At 72.2% G+C, this 18434-nt stretch carries 17 protein-coding genes; 6 read left to right on the forward strand and 11 right to left on the reverse strand.

Annotation, left to right across the window (positions count from 1 at the left end; translation table 11 throughout):
- The first annotated feature begins 259 nt into the window (after nucleotides 1-259).
- Nucleotides 260-1966: an SGNH/GDSL hydrolase family protein gene (locus SCNRRL3882_RS07515; RefSeq protein WP_231911228.1), complete on the forward strand. Its 1707-nt coding sequence runs from the start codon at nucleotides 260-262 to the stop codon at nucleotides 1964-1966.
- A 3-nt stretch (nucleotides 1967-1969) separates the two neighbouring features.
- Here SCNRRL3882_RS07515 and SCNRRL3882_RS07520 read toward each other — a convergent pair whose 3' ends face one another.
- The 4 genes from SCNRRL3882_RS07520 to SCNRRL3882_RS07535 all read right to left on the reverse strand — a co-directional run bounded on the left by SCNRRL3882_RS07520 (nucleotide 1970) and on the right by SCNRRL3882_RS07535 (nucleotide 5440).
- Nucleotides 1970-2749, reverse strand: a complete 780-nt coding sequence (locus tag SCNRRL3882_RS07520; RefSeq protein WP_010038890.1) for an exodeoxyribonuclease III — start codon at nucleotides 2747-2749, stop codon at nucleotides 1970-1972.
- Nucleotides 2750-2801: 52 nt separating this feature from the next.
- Nucleotides 2802-3437 (reverse strand): MBL fold metallo-hydrolase, encoded by a 636-nt coding sequence (locus SCNRRL3882_RS07525; RefSeq protein ID WP_010038895.1) that lies wholly within the window; start codon nucleotides 3435-3437, stop codon nucleotides 2802-2804.
- A 33-nt stretch (nucleotides 3438-3470) separates the two neighbouring features.
- A complete protein-coding gene (gene pcaC / locus SCNRRL3882_RS07530) occupies nucleotides 3471-4775 on the reverse strand; it encodes a 4-carboxymuconolactone decarboxylase (RefSeq protein ID WP_010038897.1) in 1305 nt (434 codons plus the stop codon).
- A gap of 89 nt (nucleotides 4776-4864) precedes the next feature.
- Nucleotides 4865-5440 (reverse strand): hemerythrin domain-containing protein, encoded by a 576-nt coding sequence (locus SCNRRL3882_RS07535; protein WP_029181108.1) that lies wholly within the window; start codon nucleotides 5438-5440, stop codon nucleotides 4865-4867.
- Nucleotides 5441-5698: 258 nt separating this feature from the next.
- On the opposite strand from SCNRRL3882_RS07535, the gene SCNRRL3882_RS07540 reads away from it, so the two are divergent.
- Entirely contained in the window at nucleotides 5699-7363 is a 1665-nt protein-coding gene (locus SCNRRL3882_RS07540; RefSeq protein WP_010038901.1) for a RecQ family ATP-dependent DNA helicase, read from the forward strand.
- Between the two features lie 82 nt (nucleotides 7364-7445).
- Nucleotides 7446-8120, forward strand: coding sequence for a hemerythrin domain-containing protein (locus SCNRRL3882_RS07545; RefSeq protein ID WP_040903035.1), 675 nt, complete (start codon nucleotides 7446-7448; stop codon nucleotides 8118-8120).
- 98 nt (nucleotides 8121-8218) lie between these two features.
- Here SCNRRL3882_RS07545 and SCNRRL3882_RS07550 read toward each other — a convergent pair whose 3' ends face one another.
- Complete coding sequence (locus SCNRRL3882_RS07550; RefSeq protein ID WP_202457782.1) at nucleotides 8219-8818, reverse strand: hypothetical protein; 600 nt, start codon at nucleotides 8816-8818, stop codon at nucleotides 8219-8221.
- Between the two features lie 70 nt (nucleotides 8819-8888).
- Nucleotides 8889-9623: a YqjF family protein gene (locus tag SCNRRL3882_RS07555; protein ID WP_050810220.1), complete on the reverse strand. Its 735-nt coding sequence runs from the start codon at nucleotides 9621-9623 to the stop codon at nucleotides 8889-8891.
- A 186-nt stretch (nucleotides 9624-9809) separates the two neighbouring features.
- Here SCNRRL3882_RS07555 and SCNRRL3882_RS07560 point away from each other — a divergent pair, with 186 nt between their 5' ends.
- Nucleotides 9810-10196, forward strand: a complete 387-nt coding sequence (locus tag SCNRRL3882_RS07560) for a hypothetical protein (RefSeq protein ID WP_199784620.1) — start codon at nucleotides 9810-9812, stop codon at nucleotides 10194-10196.
- 122 nt (nucleotides 10197-10318) lie between these two features.
- Here SCNRRL3882_RS07560 and SCNRRL3882_RS07565 read toward each other — a convergent pair whose 3' ends face one another.
- Nucleotides 10319-11755, reverse strand: coding sequence for an MFS transporter (locus SCNRRL3882_RS07565; RefSeq protein ID WP_010038915.1), 1437 nt, complete (start codon nucleotides 11753-11755; stop codon nucleotides 10319-10321).
- A 154-nt stretch (nucleotides 11756-11909) separates the two neighbouring features.
- Here SCNRRL3882_RS07565 and SCNRRL3882_RS07570 point away from each other — a divergent pair, with 154 nt between their 5' ends.
- The gene (locus tag SCNRRL3882_RS07570) at nucleotides 11910-12557 is read left to right on the forward strand and encodes a TetR/AcrR family transcriptional regulator (RefSeq protein WP_010038917.1); all 648 of its coding nucleotides are present in this window, start codon (nucleotides 11910-11912) and stop codon (nucleotides 12555-12557) included.
- 100 nt (nucleotides 12558-12657) lie between these two features.
- Here SCNRRL3882_RS07570 and SCNRRL3882_RS07575 read toward each other — a convergent pair whose 3' ends face one another.
- From SCNRRL3882_RS07575 to SCNRRL3882_RS07590, 4 genes are all read right to left on the reverse strand, one after another.
- A complete protein-coding gene (locus SCNRRL3882_RS07575) occupies nucleotides 12658-13956 on the reverse strand; it encodes an MFS transporter (RefSeq protein ID WP_010038921.1) in 1299 nt (432 codons plus the stop codon).
- The gene (locus tag SCNRRL3882_RS07580; protein ID WP_010038924.1) at nucleotides 13956-15080 is read right to left on the reverse strand and encodes a PLP-dependent cysteine synthase family protein; all 1125 of its coding nucleotides are present in this window, start codon (nucleotides 15078-15080) and stop codon (nucleotides 13956-13958) included. The genes SCNRRL3882_RS07575 and SCNRRL3882_RS07580 overlap by 1 nt, the downstream gene beginning before the upstream one ends.
- Before the next feature lie 136 nt (nucleotides 15081-15216).
- Entirely contained in the window at nucleotides 15217-15588 is a 372-nt protein-coding gene (locus tag SCNRRL3882_RS07585) for a hypothetical protein (protein ID WP_231911104.1), read from the reverse strand.
- A 236-nt stretch (nucleotides 15589-15824) separates the two neighbouring features.
- Nucleotides 15825-16280 (reverse strand): hypothetical protein, encoded by a 456-nt coding sequence (locus SCNRRL3882_RS07590; RefSeq protein WP_010038929.1) that lies wholly within the window; start codon nucleotides 16278-16280, stop codon nucleotides 15825-15827.
- 133 nt (nucleotides 16281-16413) lie between these two features.
- Between SCNRRL3882_RS07590 and SCNRRL3882_RS07595 the strand changes: the two genes are divergently transcribed.
- Entirely contained in the window at nucleotides 16414-18393 is a 1980-nt protein-coding gene (locus SCNRRL3882_RS07595) for an SMI1/KNR4 family protein (RefSeq protein WP_010038930.1), read from the forward strand.
- The last annotated feature ends 41 nt before the right edge of the window (nucleotides 18394-18434 follow it).

Raw genomic sequence — 18434 nt, forward strand, 5'->3', positions numbered from 1 at the left:
TTCGTACCGCCGTACGCACCACAGGCGCGCGGGCTCGCCACTTCCTGACGAGTTCACGCCGAGTTCGCGCACGGCTCGTTGACGGGCCCCTGAAGTCTCCCTAGTTTCACCAGGCGTCGTGCGTCTCGGCTCTCGTCGTGTCTTCTGTTCCGTCCCTGCGTTTCGTCTTGTTGCGTCGTGTGTCGATGAGCGGGAGGAGTCGGCCGTGCGCCGATGTGTCCGGGGGATCCTGGTCGTCCTGGCCCTGTGCGCGTCCCTGATGCCGGCGGCAGCGGCGCGGGCCGTCGAGGAGCGGCGGGCCGCGCCGCTGCCGCTGGAGCGGCTGTTCGACAACATCGCCGTCAGCGACGACGACCGGCCCACGCGGGCCGATTTCGACGGTTCCGGTGCCTCCCTGTCGGCCCAGGACCTCACGGCCGCGGGCTGGACGCCCGGCCGCGGCCTCACCGTCCAGGGGGCCCGGCTGACCTGGCCGCGGCGGCAGCCCGGCGAGCCGGACAACGTCCGCGCGGCCGGCCAGGACGTACGCGTCACGGGGCGCGGGGACGCCCTCGCCTTCCTGGTGGCGGGCACCGGCGGCACCGAGGCGGGCGGCCCGGGCGTGATCACGTACGCGAACGGCACCCGCTCGGCGTACCGGGTGACCGCGCCCGACTGGCGCACCGGGCCGCTCGCCACGAAGGCGGTGGCCCTGCCGCACATCAACACGCCCGGCGGGCAACTCGCCGAGCGGGCCCGCCTGTACGTCCTGACCGTGCCGCTGGTCCCGGGGCGCCCGGTCGCCTCGGTCCGGCTGCCGCACGCGACCGGGCTGCACGTCTTCGCGGTGTCGGTACGGACCGCGACGCGGGGCTGGACGGGCAGCTGGACGACGTCGGCCGGCGGCTACAGCGCGGTCGGGCCCTGGACGGACCGGACGCTGCGGCTGGTCGTGCACACATCGGCGGGCGGGTCCCGGGTACGGGTGCGCTTCGACAACACCTTCGCGGCGGCGCCGGTACGGATCGGCAGCGCGACGGTCGCCGTGCGGGCGTCGGGTGCGGCTGCACGCGGAACGCCGGTGCCGCTGTCCTTCGGTGGTGCGGAGAGCGTGGAGATCCCGGCCGGGGCCCAGGCGTACAGCGATCCGCTGGGCTTCGCCGTCCCGGCGGACGCCGATCTGCTGGTGAGCTTTCACCTGCCCGGCACCGTGGCGGCGGCGCCCGTGCACCGGCTCGCGCAGCAGCGGTCGTACGTCAGCGGGCCGGGCGACCACGCGGCGGACGGCTCCGCGGACGCGTACAGCTCGGTGATCACCAGCTGGCCGCTGCTCGCCGGGGTCGATGTGAGCGGCGGGCCCGGGTCCGTGGTGCTGCTCGGGGACTCGATCACCGACGGCGACAAGTCCACGGTCGACGCCAACCGGCGCTGGCCGAACGTCCTGTCCGACCGGCTGCTCCGGCAGAACACCGTCCCACGCTACGGCGTGCTGAACCAGGGCATCTCGGGCAACCGCGTGGTCACCGACCGGTATCCCGGCGACGGGGTGTCCACGGACACGGCCGGGGTGAGTGCCCTGCACCGCTTCGACCGGGACGTCCTCGCCCAGCCGTCGGCGCGGACGGCGGTCGTCTTCGAAGGCGTCAACGACCTGCGCTGGGGCACCTCGGCGGAGCAGGTGATCGCGGGCCTGCGCGAGCTGGCGGCACGCGGGCATGCCCGGGGTGTCAGGATGCTCGCGGCGACGATCCTGCCGTGCGAGGGCGAGGCGCGCTGCACGGCCGCCGTCGACTCCGAGCGGGTCGCGGTGAACGAGTGGATCCGGGACGGCGGGGTCTTCGACGGCGTGCTCGACTTCGACGCGGTGGTCCGGGACCCGCAACGGCCGTCCCGGATCCTGCCCGCGTACGACAGCGGGGACCACCTGCATCCGGGCGACGCGGGACTCGCCGCCCTGGCGGACTCGGTCGACCTGCGGCTGCTGTGACCGCTAGACATCCAGGTCCACGACGACCGGCGCGTGGTCCGACGCGCCCTTGCCCTTGCGCTCCTCGCGGTCCACGTACGCGTCCTTGACCGCCTTCGTGAACGGCTGGTTGGCGTACACCAGGTCGATGCGCATGCCCCGGTTCTTCGGGAAGCAGAGCTGGCGGTAGTCCCAGTACGTGAACGGGTGCTCGTACTTCAGGGGCCGCGGGACCACGTCGGCCAGGCCCGCCTCGCGAAGGGAGGCGAGGGCGGCGCGCTCGGCCGGGGTGACGTGGGTGGAGCCCTCGAAGGCAGCGCGGTCGAAGACGTCGTCGTCCGTCGGCGCCACGTTGTAGTCGCCCATCACCGCGAAGGGGCGGCTGCCGGACGCGTCACCGGCGACGGCGGCCTTGAGGGCCTCGAACCACTGGAGCTTGTAGGCGTAGTGCGGGTGGTCCACCTCACGGCCGTTCGGCACGTAGACCGACCAGACGCGGAGCGGGCCGCATGTCGCCGAGATGGCGCGGGGCTCCACCGAGCCGTCGAACCCGGGGTCGCCGGGCAGGCCCTTGACGACGTCCTCGATGCCGACGCGGGACAGCACCGCCACGCCGTTCCACCGGCCGGTCGCGTGGACCGCCGACTCGTAGCCCAGCTCGCGCAGCTGCTCCGACGGGAACTGGTCCTCGGCGACCTTGGCCTCCTGGAGGCACAGCACGTCCGTGCCGCTGCTCTCCAGCCAGGCCAGGAGCCTCGGCAGGCGGGCGGTGATCGAGTTCACGTTCCAGGTCGCGATGCGCATGTCCCACAACCTACCCGGCGGGTCCGACAACGCGGCCCGGTCCCCTGGAACCTCAGACCTCGGCGGAGTCTCCCGGTGTCAGCCGCAGGTGCTCCGAGCCGCCGAGCTGCCCGATCTGGCGGTCGTAGATCGGGCGGGCGAGGTCGGTCAGGTAGGCGTCGTGGATGTCGTAGGCGCGCTGCGGCTTCACCTCGCGGACGTAGTCGATGACCTCCGAGATCTTGCTCCAGGGGGCCATCACCGGGAGCATCAGCGTCTCGACCCGGTGGCCGGGGACGGTGAGGGCGTCGCCGGGGTGGAAGACCTTGCCGCCGTCGACGAGGTAGCCGACGTTGGTGATCTGCGGGATGTCCGGGTGGATCACCGCGTGGAGCTCGCCGTGGACCTGGACCTCGAAACCGGCGGCGGTGAAGGTGTCGCCGTGACCGACGGTGTGCACGCGGCCGGGGAACGCCGAGGAGATCTTCTCGGCGACGGACTTCAGGGTCCAGATCCGGGCGGCCGGGTTGTTCTCCATCGCGGCGCGCAGCCGGAACTCGTCGAAGTGGTCGGGGTGCTCGTGGGTGACGAGGATCGCGTCCGCGCCGAGCGCGGCGTCCTCCTCGCTGAACCCGCCGGGGTCGAGGACGAGGGTCTGACCGTCCTTCTCGAGGCGGACGCAGGCGTGCGACTTCTTCGTGAGCTTCATGATTCCATCCTGCCTCCGCGCTGCCCCGCGGGCTCACTCCTGGGGCGTGGTCTCCTCACGGATGACCTGCTGAGCCACCTTGAACGCGCTGTTCGCCGCCGGCACTCCGCAGTAGACGGCCGCCTGCAGCAGCACCTCCTTGATCTCACCCGGGGTGAGCCCGTTGCGCAGGGCGGCACGGGTGTGGAAGGCCAGCTCGTCCAGGTGGCCGCCGGCGACCAGGGCCGTGAGGGTGACGCAGCTGCGGGTACGCCGGTCCAGGCCCGGGCGGTCCCAGACCTCGCCCCAGGCGTAGCGGGTGATGAACTCCTGGAAGTCCCCGGAGAACTCGTCGGCCTGTGCCAGCGCCCGGTCGACGTGCGCGTCGCCCAGCACCTCGCGGCGGACCTTGAGCCCGGCGTCGTAGGGGTCGGGCCGGCCCTGGGGCTGCGGCGGCATGACCGGGGCGATCTCGGCGACGGGGCCGGTCTGGAGGGGCTGGGCGGGGGCGGCGGACAGGACCGGCTTGACGGCGGCCGCGGGCAGGGCGGTCTGGCCGGTGGAGGTCTCGAAGGCGGGCTGCCAGGCGGTGGAGAAGTGCCGCACCAGCAGGTCGGTGACGGCCGCGGGCTGCTCCACCGGCACCAGGTGGGAGGCGCCGGGGACGACGGCGAGGCGGGCGTCCGGGATGCCGGCGACCAGGGTGCGGGCCTCGGCGGGGCCGGTGACCTGGTCGTCCGATCCGACCAGGACCAGCGTCGGCACGCCGACCCGCCCGAGCTCCGTCCGGACGTCGAACGAGGCGAGCGCCTCGCAGGCGGCGATGTAGCAGCCGGGGTCGGTGGTGCGCACCATCTGCACGGCCCACTCGGTGATCGCGGGCTGCGCGGCGGCGAACCCGCCGGTGAACCAGCGCTCGGGCGCGGTACGGGCGATGGGGTCGAGGCCGTTCGTGCGGACTATCACGCCTCTCTGCCGGAACTCGTCGGCCGTGCCGAAGCGCGGCGAGGCGGCGATCAGCGCGAGGGAGGCGAGCCGCTCGGGGTGGCGCAGGGCCAGCTCGATGCCGACCGCCCCGCCGAGCGCGCAGCCCGCGTAGCCGAAGCGCTGCACACCGAGCCCTTCGAGGGTGGCCAGCAGCCGGGTGGTGAGGTCGGTGACCGAGCCCGCCGGGTACGCGGGCGCGCCGCCGTGCCCGGGCAGATCGAACCGGAAGACGCGCCACTGCTTGATCAGCTCGGGGATCTGGCGGTCCCACATGTGCCAGGTGGTACCCAGTGAGGGACCGAGGATCAGGACGGGAGCCTCTTCTGGCCCGTCAAAGCGGTATTGCAGGGTGTTCGACGGTGTCTCACTCACGCCCCAGAGCCTCTCACGTATCACGGATGCCCCTATAAGGGGGCACTGGATACCCGCCCTGACCAGGTTGAAGACCCCTCGGTCCCGGATCAGCTGTCCTTGCCCATCGCCTTGCGGACGGCGTCACGAGTCCGGTCGATCACGGCTGCCACGGGTCCGACGGCGACATTCTCCGCCGCCGTCTCCGCCCCCGGATGCGGGCGGGTGGGCGCCATGGCCTCGGCAGCACGGACAGCCGTGGCCATCATGGCGAGCTGCTGCGCTCCGGCCTTCTCGCGCAGCCCGGGGAACTCGTACTGTTCCTCCGAGGCCGCGTGCTGGAGCACGTCCGCGCGCAGTTCCCGCAAGACGGGCATGAACCCGGGGTCGTCGGGGTCCATGTCATCGAGCCGGCTCAGCTTCTCCTTCGCGGCCCGCTCCTCCTCGAGACGGTCGTCGACCACCTGCTCACCGTCCTGCAGGAGACGGCGGGCTGCGGGGTGGACCACTTCCTCCTCGGCGGTCTCGTGGACGGCCAGCAGACGGACGAGCCTGCGGAACGCCTCCGCCCGGTCGTCGGCAGTGGCGTTCTCGACCTCGGCGAAGAGATCACGGATGTGGTGGTGCTGCTGCATCAGCAGGGCCACGACGTCGTCGTTCTCGCCGGCGTCGTCGAGGTGGGGCATGGCGTCGGTCAAGAGACCCTCCCTGGGGTGCGGGCGGCGTCGGCCCGCGGACAGCGGGCACCTGGGCTTCGTCCAGGTTCTCCCTGGTGACGGGCGGCCGCGACCGCGTGGGGCCGAACGGCGCACGTGATCACCCAGGGCGAGCAGCCGGGATCCCGACCTCGCACGGCTGCCGCGCGCCGCTCCGCGTCGCGGCCGGCCACGGGGGGTACCCGGGCCGGGTCCCAAGGAGTGCCGGGCCGTGAAAGGGGCGTCGCGATGGGCGTGCACGACCGGATCGCCGAGCTGCGCCGCGTCGCCCGGGAACGGTTCGGGTGGAGCGACCTGGCCGCCGAGCAGACGGAGGCGATGGAGGCACTGCTCGAGGGCCGCGACGTGCTGGTCGTCATGCCCACCGGTTCCGGCAAGTCGGCGATCTATCAGGTGCCGACCGTCATGCTCGGTGGTCCCGCGGTCGTGGCGTCGCCGCTGATCGCCCTGCAGCGCGACCAGGTCGCCGGCCTGCGGGAGAGCGGGGCACCGGACGCCGTGGCCGTGAACTCGGCACAGCCCCGGTCGGCCACCGACAGGGGCTGGCGGGCGGTCCGGGACGGTGATGCCGAATACCTGTTCCTGTCCCCCGAGCAGCTGACCAAGGACAGTGTCGTGGAACAGCTGCGGGAACTGGGTCCCTCGCTGTTCGTCGTCGACGAGGCCCACTGCGTCTCCGCCTGGGGACACGACTTCCGCCCCGACTACCTGAACCTGGGCGAGGCCGCCGAACGGCTGGGCCGCCCGCCGGTACTCGCTCTGACGGCGACGGCCGCGGCCCCGGTCCGGGCGGACATCGTCGAGCACCTGCACATGCGCGAGGCCCACGTCGTGACGGCCGGGACCGACCGGCCCACCATCCATCTGGCGGTGCGCACCTTCACCGATGACCCCGCCAAACGCGAGGCCGTCGCACGCTGGACGGCCCAGGCGTGCGCCCCGGGCATCCTCTACACCGCCACGCGCAGGGACGCCGAGAGGTACGCGGGGCGGCTTCGGCAGGACGGCGTGGACGCCGAGGCGTACCACGCGGGCATGAAGGCAGCCGACCGCCGCCGGATCCACGACGGCTTCATGGCCGGCGCTCCCGCCGTGGTGGTGGCCACCTCCGCGTTCGGGATGGGCATCGACAAGGCGGACGTACGGTTCGTCGCCCACGCGTCCGTCCCCGAGTCCCTGGACTCCTACTACCAGGAGATCGGACGCGCCGGCCGGGACGGCGAGCCGGCCCGCGCGGTGCTGTTCTACCGCCCCGAGGACCTGGGACTGCAGAAGTTCCTCACGGCCCGGGCCCTGGACGCCGACGCACTGCGCCGGATCATGACCACGCTGCTCGGCCAGGGCACCCCGCAGAGCCGTAGCCGGACCGCGCAGCTGTGCGGCCTGTCGCGCCGGAAGACCAGCGATCTGCTGAACCTGCTGGAAGAGGCGGGAGCGGTGACCGTCGAGGGCAGGCGCCGCGCGGTCCGGGCGCTGCCCGGGCGCACGGCGGACGGGGCGGCCGAAGAGGCGGCACGGGTGTTCGAGCGGCGGCGGCGCGTCGACCGCTCGCGCATCGAGATGATGCGCGGCTACGCCGAGACGCCCACCTGCCGCCGCCAGTACCTCCTGGGTTACTTCGGCGAGCAGCTCCACGCACCGTGCGGGCGGTGCGACGTGTGCGACCGCGAGGCCGAGCACCCCGCAGCCGGAGCCGGGCACCGGGACGCCCCTCTCCCGCCCGGGCGCGGCGGGCCGTATGAGACGAACGACCGGGTGCGCCACGCGGAGTGGGGTCCGGGCACGGTGATGCGCACGGAGGAGGACCGCCTCGTCGTGCTGTTCGAGCAGGTCGGCTACAAGACGCTGTCCCTGACAGCGGTACAGGAGGGCGACTTGCTGACCGGTACCTGATGCGCCCGGCGACCGGGCCGGGCCGCCGCGTCGGGGTACCCGCCACCGGACACTGCCGGCAGCCGCTGGAGCGGAGAGATCCATGCCCGAGACGATCAAAGAGCAGACGGTTGAGCAACTGGGCGGCCCGAGAAGCGTGCTGGCCAGGCAACGCCGTGATCATGCCGAGATGGACAGGTTGATGGACCGCTATCAGGCCCTGGCGGACGGCGAGGACCGCGAACGGGTCCTGCGGGACACCGTCCAGCTGGTCTTCAGCCACGCCTTCGCCGAGGAGACCGTGCTGTGGCCGGCCGTCCGGCGCTCGGTCGAGGACGGGCACGAGTTGACCTCGCGGGTCGAGGAGGAACACCAGCAGATCAACGATCTCGTCGCCGACATCGAACGCCTGAGTCCGGGTTCTCCCGAGCGTGAGGAGAAGGTACGGCGGGTCTTCGCGCTGATACGGCAGGACATCCGCGACGAGGAGGACCTCGTGCTGCCCCGGCTGCACGAAGCACTGCCCGCCGCGCAGTTGCGCCGGCTCGGCGCGGCATGGGACGCGGTGCGACGCGGCGCGCCCACCCACCCCCACCCCGTCATCCCGCGGCGCCCGCCCGGCAACGCGGTCCTGGGTGTGCCGCTCGGTCTCCACGACCGGATGCGCGACGCCTTCGGACTGAGCACGCCCATGGCTGCGGCCAAGAAGGTGTTCACCGGGCTCGGCGGGGTCATGGTGCTGATCGCGGCCGTCGCGATGCGCCGCAGACGACGTTGAACCGACCGGGAGGCATCATGTCCGGGTGGTCATGGGTCCGCGAACACCTGGGAGCTCGCACGACCGAGCCCTCCGCAGAGGTCCGTTCGGGCCGGTCGTCATGTGCGCTCTTGCTTGCACGCTGACGAGGCCGGGCCGAGTTCGACCGTCGTCGTGACCCGGGTGACCGAGGGGTTCCCCGGCACCGAACCGAACCCGAAGCGCACGGGCGGCTCGACCGGTGCCGTCACCCCGAGGTCCGCGCCCTCGTAGGAGGCCGAGACGGCACGGATCGGCAGCAGGTCCCGGGCGCCGTACCACTCCCGGCGGCCCTGCCCGGCGCTGCCGCGGGTGCGCACGCCCGGCAGCAGCAGGCGGGCGGGCCGGTCCGTCAGCGCGCTCCATGCCGGACGGCGGGCGAGCGCACCGGGTACGGTCCGCAGCGCGAAGCCCAGAAGCCCTCGCCGGCCCGTGGTGAAACGCAGGTCGAGTGGCCCGGCGGTGACGGTCCAGGCGTGGTCCGTGACGCTCACCTCGACCGGGACGACACGGACCGTGTCGAAGGCGTAGGTGCCGCTGACGAAGTCCGCTGTCTCCCGGGTGGGGGCCAGCAGCAGTCTGTCCCCGTCGGCGCGCTCCAGCATCACGTCACTGAACGCTCCGAAGGGCGACCCCTGCCAGTGTCCGAGCACGATCCGTGTGCCGGAGGAGGTGCCCATGCCCGCGATCCAGCCGTCGAAGCGCACGCGCCGGCGTCGCGTGACGGCGCCGGAATTCCGGCAACGGGAGTCAGGAGGGCTGGGAGACGCGCTGCGGGACGCACGGCCTGGAGGGCCCGAGCCGTACATACCTGACTCCTTCCGAGAAGTGCACCAGGGGCTCACCGAGGGGGGCTTCCCCAAGGCCCGCCGCGGCGATCAGTGTCTCCTCCAGTACATCGACGCCTGCGTCGGCCAGGGGCCACGGCTCGTGCTCGACGGGCGTCTCCCAGAGCATGCCGAGCCTGCGGGTGTACGCCCGCCAGCGCGAGGTCAGCCACACGTCCCGCTCCGTCGGATCGATCGGGTCGCCAGGCCGGACGACGAGGCGGTAGGAGGCGTCACCGAGCCATCGGGAACCGGAGTAGGAGACGGTGTCCCCGTCCTGGGACACGCGGAGGGTGCCCGGGTTGTACGGTGCGCCGATGGCGCGGGCCGCCACCATCGGGGGGAAGGCGACCTCGATGGACAGGAACCAGAGCCCGTCCCGGCCGTCCCGGTGCCGTACGTACGTGCGCAGATTGGTCTCCGCGAACGTCGGCAGGCCGGGCAGCGAGGCGGGAACACCGGGTGGTCGCACGTCCGCCATGACGAAGGGGGTGAGCCCCACCCAGGCGGCCCCCTCGTACTCGTCCACGACCAGTCCCCCGGGCAGGAGCGCCTGCACCGCGTCAGGCCGGAAAGGCCAGTGGACGAACGTCTGCGTCAGCCAGCCCGCCCGCAGCGCCGGCAGGCGCACCCGCTGCTCTGCTCCGTATGCGACCACGGGCGTCGGGTCCCCCGCGCACGATCGCAGGAAACCCACGGCGCCGCCACGGCGGGCGCAACGGCGCAGTGCCGGATCATGGAGAGGGCCAGGACGCCGGGCGTCCGGGCGAAACGCCTCGCCCGGCTCAGCGAAGGTTGTAGGTCCGCCGCAGGAACGCGGCCGTGTCCGACCATGGTTACGTCGATGGTGCTAGGAGGCGTCATGATCGGCTGGGGGCAGATCGGGTACGGAGCCGTCCTGTCGGCCGTCTTCGCCGCCGTGCTGCCGGCCGTCGTCACCCGTGGCCGCCGTATCGGCGTGATCGTCACGGGGGCGCTCGCCGCTGCCGCGGGGCCGGTCGCCTGGAACGCCATCCTTCGCGCCGCCCACGGAGAGCAGTTCTTCACCGATGCGCCGATCGCCGTGTTCCCGGTCAGTTGGCAGGACACAGGATCCGGCGTCTTCGCCCTCGCAGCGGCAGCCCTCGCATACGGCCTGGGCCCACTCGCCACGGAACCCGCGCGCCGCACCGCCGGATACGCGCTGCTGGCGGGGCTGGCGGCATTGCTCGCCGACGTCTACGTCTACTGACCGCGCGCCAGGCGTGTCTGTCCGGCCGTTCTCGAGGCCGGCATGCCCGAATGCCGCCCGTGACATCTTCGCCGGCGCCTGCCAGGCACTGCAGTCATGCCTCAGCAGCACTGCCTCCCGGCTCAGTGAACGAGCGGGGCGCCGGTCGACCGCGGCCTGCCGCGCGGTACGAGGCCCAGGGCCAGTACGGCGGCGACAACGGCCGTTACGGCACACACGACGAAGGCGTCGGCGAAGCCACCCGCCGAGCCTCGCTCGAATCCGGAGGCCGCGACGGTGGAGACGACGGCGACGCCGATCGAGCCACCCACTTCGTGGAAGGTGTTGACGACCCCGGAGGCGAGGCCGGCCTCTTGGTGCTCCACCATGGCCAGCGCAGTCGTCGTGGCGGTGACGAACACCGCGCCGAGGCCGAGCGAGGCGATCACGAAGCCCGGCATGAGCCCGGTGTATGCGCTGCCGGTCTCCGAAAGCCGGGTCAGCGGGATCGTCCCGGCAGCCGCGACGGCCATGCCGACGACGGCCGTCGGACGACTGCCGATCCGGCCGACGAGCCGGGAGCCCAGGTGGGCGCCGACGGCCGTGGCCACGGCGACGGGCAGAAACACCAGCCCGGTCCTCAGTGGGCTGAAACCGCGGAGGTGCTGAAGGTAGACGGAACCGAGAAAGAAGAACGCGATGAGCAGGGCCGTGGCGATCAGCATCAGGAAGGCCCCGGCGAGTACGGACCGCCGAGTGAACATCCGCAGGTCCATCAGGGGGGCCCGGCCGGCCCGTTCGACCGCCGCGAATGCCGCGTACGCGACCGCCGCACCGGCCAGTGGCAGCAGAGTCGAGGCGTCCGACCAGCCGGTGTCGCCCGCCTTGACCAATCCGTAGATCAGGGCGGCGGTGCCCGTGGTGACCAACAGGGCGCCGGGAATGTCGAGGCGTGCGGGCTGCGGGGCCCGGGCCGGTACGAGGACCGGCAGGGCGGCCAGGAGGAGCAGCCCGACCGGCACGTTGACGTAGAAGACCCACTGCCAGCCGGGCCCGTCGGTCAGGGCCCCGCCGAGGATCACACCGGCAGCCGAACCGGTGCCGCCGATCGCCGCCCAGACACCGAGCGCCTTGTTGCGCTCGGGACCGTGGAAGGTCGTGGTGACGAGCGACAGCGCGGCCGGGGACAGCAGGGCTGCGCCGACGCCTTGGCCTATCCGGCCGCCGAGCAGCGTCGGCGCGTTCCCGGCCAGGCCGGTGACAAGGGAGGCGGCAGTGAAGAGCGCGAGACCGGCGAGCACGGTACGGCGGGCGCCGAAAGCGTCGGCGAGCCGGCCGCCGAGCAGAATCAGCCCGCCGAAGCAGAGGGTGTAGGCGGTGACGACCCAGGTCAGCGTCTCCCGGCCGAGGTCGAGGTCGGCCGCCATGTCGGGGAGGGCGACGTTCACGACGGTGACATCGAGGATCAGCATGAACTGGGCCAGGCAGATCAGCGCGAGGGCCGCCCAGCGACGTGGGTCGGCGGGTGGCTGGTGCGCGTGTTCGGCCGTGTGCGGCGCACCGGCGGTGGAGTGGGTCATGACGAGTCCTTCTGGTGTGTTGTCGCGGTCGGGTCCGAGCCGCAGGGCGGCGTGACGGCTCGTGCACGGTCTCGCTCGACCGCATAACTGAACCATACTGTTCAGTTCATATGAACTCAACCGTACAGTTCAGATGGATGCTAGGGTCGAGGTCATGAGCGTGGACAGCGTCAAGCAACCCCCCAGCGGCCCTCGCGCGGAGCTCAAGCGGCAGGCCATCGTGCGGGCTGCCCGCGAACTGTTCCTGCGGGAAGGCTTCGGCGTGGGAATGGACGCCATCGCCACCGAGGCGGGCGTGTCGAAGGTGACTGTCTACAACCACTTCGGCAGCAAGGAAGCCCTGTTCACGGCGGTCATCACGAGCGCACTCGACGAGCCGCTCGCCGGGGAGTCGTCTGCCGCGCTGGAAGGCCTGGCCGAGGCCGATGACCTGCGGGCCGCCCTCGTCGAGGCGGCCCGCACCTGGGTCCACGCCGTCCGCACCAACCATGAGGTCACCGCCCTGCGCAACCTCGTCGCCGCCGAGATCCACCGCTTCCCCGAGCTGGGCGAGGCCTGGAGACACCGCGGCCCGGAGAGCCACCACCCCGCGGTCGCAGGCGCCCTCCGTGCCCTCGCCGAGCAAGGTCGACTGGAGATCCCCGACCTGCGGGTGGCGATCATCCAGTTCTACGGGCTCCTGGTCTTCCCCCACATGATCTTCAGCTCCTACGGCACGCACATCGACGAGGAGCTGACCGACCGTCTCATCACCAGCGGGGTCGACATGTTCCTGGGCCACTACGGCCCGCAGGACGTGTAACGGCCCGCCAGCGTAAAGCTCATCGAGAACAGGACCCAGCAGGGGCGGGGCACCGCGCGGTGCCCCGCCCCTGTGCCGGCGGGCCGGTCGGACCGACGGGTCAGACGGTGACGGCAAGCGGCTCGGAAGCGGGCTGCCCCGCCAGTCGGCCGGTGCGGTGCAGGGCGTACAGGGCGGCAGCGCACGCCAGGCCGAGCACGATCAGCGCGATCCAGGGCAGCGCGGGCAGCCCGGCCGCGCGGGCGGCGTCGAGGGCGGCGCCCGTTCCCAGGTTCCCGACGGTGATGCCGATGCCGCAGATCGTGTTGTACAGCCCGTAGTGGGTGGCGACGAGCCGGTCACCGGAGAGGCGGACGATGGTGTCCATCTCGAACGGGTAGGCGATCATCGTGCCGACGGCCAGCAGCAGCGCGGCGAGCGTCGGCGGAACCGCCGCGAGCAGCCACAGCCCGACCCGGGACTCCGGTACGGGCACGGCGGTGGCCAGCAGCAGGGGCACGAAGGCCAGGCCCATGGCCGCCAGCCCGCGCACGAGCGCCTGCCCCGGCTCGTACCGCGCCTTGCACCACGCCGTCACCCGCGTCTGGCCGAGGATCGTGCTCAGCCCGGAGACGGCGAAGAGCACGGCCACCGCCGCGGTACCGGAGTTCCCGTCGCCGCCGAGCCGGCGCACCTGAAGCGGCAGCGCCAGATAGACCTGGAAGGACAGGACGTACGAGCCGATCATGGCGACGGAGAAGAGCAGGAACGGCCGGTTGGCGAGGATGCCGCGCCACTGGGCGAGCACGACTTCACCGCCGTCGCGCTCCTGCGGCTTGGCGTCCTCGGCCCGCCGGGCGGGCAGCGCGCGGATCTGTACGACGCTCAGCAGCGCGAAGATACCGGCCGCCACCAGGCAGGTGACGCGGAAGTCGATCCCGGTCAGCACCATGCCCACCAGCGGGCCCAGCAGGATGCCGGCCTGGTAGAACACGTTGAACAGGGCGAACGCCTCGACCCTGCGCTCCCCCGCGTCGGCCGCGAGGTAGGCCCGTACGGCAGGGTTGAACAGCGCTCCGGCCAGCCCGGTGGCCGCGGACGCGGCGAGCAGTGCGGGCAGCGAGTCCACCAGCCCGAGCGTCGCGAAGCCGAGGGTGCGCAGCACGCATCCCGCGATGATCATCGGCTTGTAGCCGAGCCGGTCGGCGAGCGTGCCGCCGACCAGGAACATGCCCTGCTGGCTGAAGTTCCGTACGCCCAGGACGAGTCCGACGAGCCAGCCGGCCAGTCCGAGCGTCCCGGACAGGTGGGCGGCCAGGTAGGGCATCAGCATGTAGAAGCCGAGGTTGATGGTGAACTGGTTCACCATCAACAGCTGGACGCTGCGTTCGTACGACCGAACTTGGGTGAGCAGCCCCATCACCGGCCCTCCTCCGCGGAGTCGGACTCGGCGGCCGCGTCCTCAGTGCCGTGCAGAGTGAGGGGATCGACCACGGTGGTGCACCGGGTCCAGCGGGTGACCTCCTTCTCGTCCAGGCGGCCGATCAGCTCCGGCTCGGGCGCCGGTGGGGAGGCCAGCAGGCCGTGGGCGGCGCAGTAGTCGTCGTTGTAGACCGTCCCCAGGTACCGCTGCGGACCGTCGGGGAAGATCGCGACGATCCGTGCGTCCGCCGGCGTCGTCCGGGCCAGCCAGCCCGCCACCAGCGCGACCGCGCCGACGCTCCATCCGCCGGTGGCGTAGTGGGAGGCGGCCAGTTGGCGGCATGTCCACACCGCCTCGGCCGGGGCCACCCAGTGCACCTCGGAGAAGTTCTCGTAGGCGACGTTGCGGGGGTGGATGCTGGAGCCGAGTCCGCGCATCAGCCGGGGCCGGGCGGGCTGGCCGAAGATCGTCGAACCGGTCGTGTCCACGCCGACGACGGTCAGCTCGGGGTAGAGCTGGCGCAGGACACGGGAGACGCCGGCCGAGTGACCGCCGGTACCGACGCTGCACACGAGCACGTCGATGTGGCCCGTCTCGGAGGCGAGTTCGAGGGCCAGCGGGGTGTAGGCGGCGACGTTGTCCGGGTTGTTGTACTGGTCGGGGCACCAGGAGCCGGGGTGCTGCTCCAGCAGCCGCTGCACGCGGTCTCGGCGGGCCTGCTGCCAGCCGCCCGTGGGGTGCGGCTCGGAGACGACGTTGACCTGGGCGCCGTACGCGGTCAGCAGCCGGGTCATGGACAACTCCAGCCCCGGATCGGTGACCAGGGTGACCGGGTGGCCGTACACCATGCCGGCCAGCGCCAGCCCCAGGCCCAGGGTCCCGCTGGTGGACTCGATGATCCGCCCGCCGGGCCGCAGGTCGCCACGGGCCCGGGCCCGCTCCACCATGTGCAGCCCCGGACGGTCCTTGATGCCCCCGGGGTTGAACCCTTCGAGCTTCGCCCAGAAGCCGCGCCCAGCCGGGGTCAGCGGCTCCGAAACCCGCAGCAGCGGGGTGTTGCCCACCAGGCCGGACAGGGCGGACCGGCCAGAGGGGACTTTGGCCTTGGTCGATGACTGCATGTCGATGTGTTCACTCTCGCTCGATGAATGCCAGTGGGTTCATCTCGCGCGTCCTGGCCACGGGGCGGACCATGCGTCCGCGCTCAGGCCATGGGCACGCGGCAGCCGCGAAGTCGGTCGGCTGCGAGCGAGTGGTCTAGATCCGCCACCGCGACGTACGAGCGAGCGCCACGCGGCCCGTGCGTGCGCTGCGACGTCTACGGCGGTCACGCCGTACGAGCGGTCTCCCGACCACCACCGACACGGCAAGGAGTACGACGGCCATCGCGCCCAGGGCGAGTTCCTCGGCCGGCTGGGCCGCGGTACGCACGATCACATCCGCCGCACACTTCTCGGCCCCGTGGTGGGGGTGAGGGCCGTGAGGGTCCTCGTCCGCGGCCATCGCCGAGGATCCGGCGGGCACGGACACCGACTCGTGCGTCTCCTCGGACACGCCGTGCATGACGGCGCACAGCACGAGCGCCATCACGAGGGCACCGCGCACCGCCGAGACGAGTCGGCGCGACAACGGTGAGCCGCATGGGGCCAAGGGGCCGTGCGCTGGCGTACGGGAATGTGTCGGCACAGGTCCTCCGCGCTGCTGCCGCGTCTCCGGCAAGGGCGGAGTGAGGCGCAGACATGGGTGGGGGCAGGACGGCTTCGACGAACATGACGACCCATCATGAGCACGGGACAGGACGCTCGTCGCGCGGTACCAGCCGAACCGGTGACATCCGGCAGGCCGGTCGGAGGAACCGCGTACCTCTAGACCTGCCGCACCATGGAGGCTGCTCTGAGAGCCACAGGAAACCCACCGTCCATGGGACCACCAGCGGCCGGCCCTCGAACGGTCGATGCGTCGCAGGAACTGGTCGATTCGCGAACCGACGCCGCACAGCAGGGCGGTACCAGGGCGGAAACCTGCTGAGGCTGCCCGGACACGCAGTGCTCGCCAGGATGTGACGGCCCGTGGCCGCCGTGATCCCCGGCATCCGCGTCGGAAAGCACCGCGGGCTCGACGGCCGCATGGCGAACGCCGTCGTCCGACGGCGCGGCGAGGGCCGTCGCGCTGGTGGAGAGGTGTCCCTTGACGCTCTCCACGTGAACGCCGTGCGTAACGAGGACGCCGAACAGGAGCACGGCCAAGGCCGGCACGCGCAGCAGCGGACCCGCACCGGAGCGGGTCCTGACGATGCGCCAGAGCGACCAGGCCGTAACCATGCCGTGATCCTAGCGGCTCGTTGGAAGTGATCGTCCACCTGTACCGAAACAACCTCAACCGCTGCATCACGGAGGCCCGTTGACGGCGGCAAGCCGCGGAGCGCTGTCAGTGGTGGGTGGCAGCATCGGGCGTATGACGGACACCACGGCATTCGACTGGCGGTCCTTCCTGCTCGGGTGGAGCGGGGAGTGGGCGGATTCCCTGCCCGACGGCGAGACGCAGGGCGAGGACGACGAGGCCGCCCGGCAGGCGCGCTGGCTGGGGTTCCCGCCCGCGGCCGAGGAGCGGATCGCGGCCATGGAGGAGCGCCTCGGCCGACGGCTCCCCCCGTCGTACCGGGAGTTCCTCGAGGTCAGCGACGGGTGGCGACATGCCGGCGGGTTCGTGTGGCTGCTGGCCGGCACCCGGGAAGCGCACTGGCACGACAACGCGTCGGGACTCTCGGACATGTTCACGGAGTACCTCGACGAGGACGCCGGGCCCGAGGAGCGGCGGGAGGCGGACCTGTGGCGGCGCGGACTGCAGCTCGACGTCGAGTCCGACGCCACATACGTCCTCCTGGATCCCGAGGACGTGGACGAGAACGGTGAGTGGGCCGTGTACACATGGGCCAGCTGGCGGGCCGCGCCACCCGAGCGGCACGCGAACTTCCTCGAGTTCATGCGGGAGATGCACCGGGAGTTCCACCGCCTGCGGGCGCGCCCGGGCGACGGCGAGCCGGTGTTCGTCAGCGACACGACGCGCAAGCTGGACGCCCAGGTGGCCGAGGCCCGGCTGCAGGCGCTGCGCGGCGGCTGGGAGCGGGCCCAGAGGGCGCTGGACGAGGCCAAGGAGTACGGCAGGCCTCGGGCCGCCGGGCTGGGTGACCAGATACGCCGCCTGCTCGGGGAGACCCACATGGTGTACTTCGAGGACGTGGTGACGGACCCGCGGTACACGCCCGATCTGCTGCCGCCGCTGGTCGCCGAGCACGCGGCGCACTCGTACCGGGCCGACTCCACGCTGGGGTTCCATCTGCGGGGCGCCGACGAAGCCCTGCTGTCACAGGCTCACGCGATGCTGGAACAGGTGCGGAACGGCACGTACCGGTACACCGCGGCCGGGCCCTTCGGGGAGGCGGTCGAGCGGGCGCGGGAGCTGGCGCGGTGGGGAGACACCGACGAGGCGTGGCGGACACTGGTGGAGGCTCTGCCCCAGTGGGAGCCGCTGGGACCGGACCACCTGGCGCCGCTGGGATGGGTGGCCGACCCCGTGCTCGGGCCGCTGCTGACCCCGGAGCGGGGCCGCGAGCTGCTGTCCACGCCGAGGGGCGGGCAGGCGGGGGAGGCACCGGGGCCGACGGCCGGGCTCGACCCGGGTGACCTGGCGTGGCTCGCGGAGCCGGACCCGGGCAACAACCGCACGTCCTACCGGTTCGTCCTGGTGGAAGGGGTGGAGCCGGCGGAGTTGCCCGGACGTCTCGCGGACGGGGACGGCACCGTGCTGAACGAACCCCTGACCTCCTGGGAGGCGCGCCACAGGGCCCTGCGCGACCAGAGGGAGTTCTCGGCCTACGACGACAGGGCTCTCATGGCGGTCGGCCGGGCCGGTACCGGCTGGAGCTTCGCCTTCGACGGTGACCCCGCCCGGTTCGACCGGTGGCGGTTCGTCTCCCCGGCAGCGTCCGTCAGCGAGGGCACCCGCGCGGTGGTGGTGTGGAGCGGCCTGAGGACGCGGCACGGAGGGCCGTTCTTCCACCTCTCGGTGGCGCGAGACGGTGTCGAGCAGTACGCGTTCACGTACGCCGACGGAGAGGTCCGGTCAAGCGGGGAGATACCGTCGGCGCTCGATCCGAGCCGGTTCTTCGGTGACCCGGAGGACGGCGCCGGGACGGAACGGTCGCTACTGGAAGCGGTGGCGGGGGAGTTCGGTGCGCATCTGCCGCGTCACGCCATCGTGAACGGGCGGCTGCACACCTTCGCCACCCGGTCCTGGACGCGGCCGCCGAGGGACGGCGAGACGTACATGGTGATCCGGATCCATCACGGAACCGAGGCCCCGGCGGACGGCGAGCGGGCGGGAGGCGAGGGGACGGGAAGCAGCTGGACCGGCACGGGCGCTCAACCGGAGTGAGCCTCGTGCGGCCTCGCCCCGCCCGCGCCGGGGCGACGGCT

It is taken from the genome of Streptomyces chartreusis NRRL 3882, from assembly GCF_900236475.1.
Lineage (GTDB): Bacteria > Actinomycetota > Actinomycetes > Streptomycetales > Streptomycetaceae > Streptomyces > Streptomyces chartreusis_D.

What these genes read in the sequence shown, in the direction of transcription:
- SCNRRL3882_RS07550 (WP_202457782.1), bottom strand. Translation starts at nt 8,818, where the DNA reads ATGGGCACCTCCTCCGGCACACGGATCGTGCTCGGACACTGGCAGGGG.
- SCNRRL3882_RS07515 (WP_231911228.1), top strand. Translation starts at nt 260, where the DNA reads ATGCCGGCGGCAGCGGCGCGGGCCGTCGAGGAGCGGCGGGCCGCGCCG.
- SCNRRL3882_RS07525 (WP_010038895.1), bottom strand. Translation starts at nt 3,437, where the DNA reads ATGAAGCTCACGAAGAAGTCGCACGCCTGCGTCCGCCTCGAGAAGGAC.
- SCNRRL3882_RS07580 (WP_010038924.1), bottom strand. Translation starts at nt 15,080, where the DNA reads ATGCAGTCATCGACCAAGGCCAAAGTCCCCTCTGGCCGGTCCGCCCTG.
- SCNRRL3882_RS07540 (WP_010038901.1), top strand. Translation starts at nt 5,699, where the DNA reads ATGGGCGTGCACGACCGGATCGCCGAGCTGCGCCGCGTCGCCCGGGAA.
- SCNRRL3882_RS07575 (WP_010038921.1), bottom strand. Translation starts at nt 13,956, where the DNA reads ATGGGGCTGCTCACCCAAGTTCGGTCGTACGAACGCAGCGTCCAGCTG.
- SCNRRL3882_RS07590 (WP_010038929.1), bottom strand. Translation starts at nt 16,280, where the DNA reads ATGGTTACGGCCTGGTCGCTCTGGCGCATCGTCAGGACCCGCTCCGGT.
- SCNRRL3882_RS07545 (WP_040903035.1), top strand. Translation starts at nt 7,446, where the DNA reads ATGCCCGAGACGATCAAAGAGCAGACGGTTGAGCAACTGGGCGGCCCG.
- SCNRRL3882_RS07520 (WP_010038890.1), bottom strand. Translation starts at nt 2,749, where the DNA reads ATGCGCATCGCGACCTGGAACGTGAACTCGATCACCGCCCGCCTGCCG.
- SCNRRL3882_RS07565 (WP_010038915.1), bottom strand. Translation starts at nt 11,755, where the DNA reads ATGACCCACTCCACCGCCGGTGCGCCGCACACGGCCGAACACGCGCAC.
- SCNRRL3882_RS07560 (WP_199784620.1), top strand. Translation starts at nt 9,810, where the DNA reads ATGGTGCTAGGAGGCGTCATGATCGGCTGGGGGCAGATCGGGTACGGA.
- SCNRRL3882_RS07570 (WP_010038917.1), top strand. Translation starts at nt 11,910, where the DNA reads ATGAGCGTGGACAGCGTCAAGCAACCCCCCAGCGGCCCTCGCGCGGAG.
- SCNRRL3882_RS07595 (WP_010038930.1), top strand. Translation starts at nt 16,414, where the DNA reads ATGACGGACACCACGGCATTCGACTGGCGGTCCTTCCTGCTCGGGTGG.
- SCNRRL3882_RS07535 (WP_029181108.1), bottom strand. Translation starts at nt 5,440, where the DNA reads ATGCCCCACCTCGACGACGCCGGCGAGAACGACGACGTCGTGGCCCTG.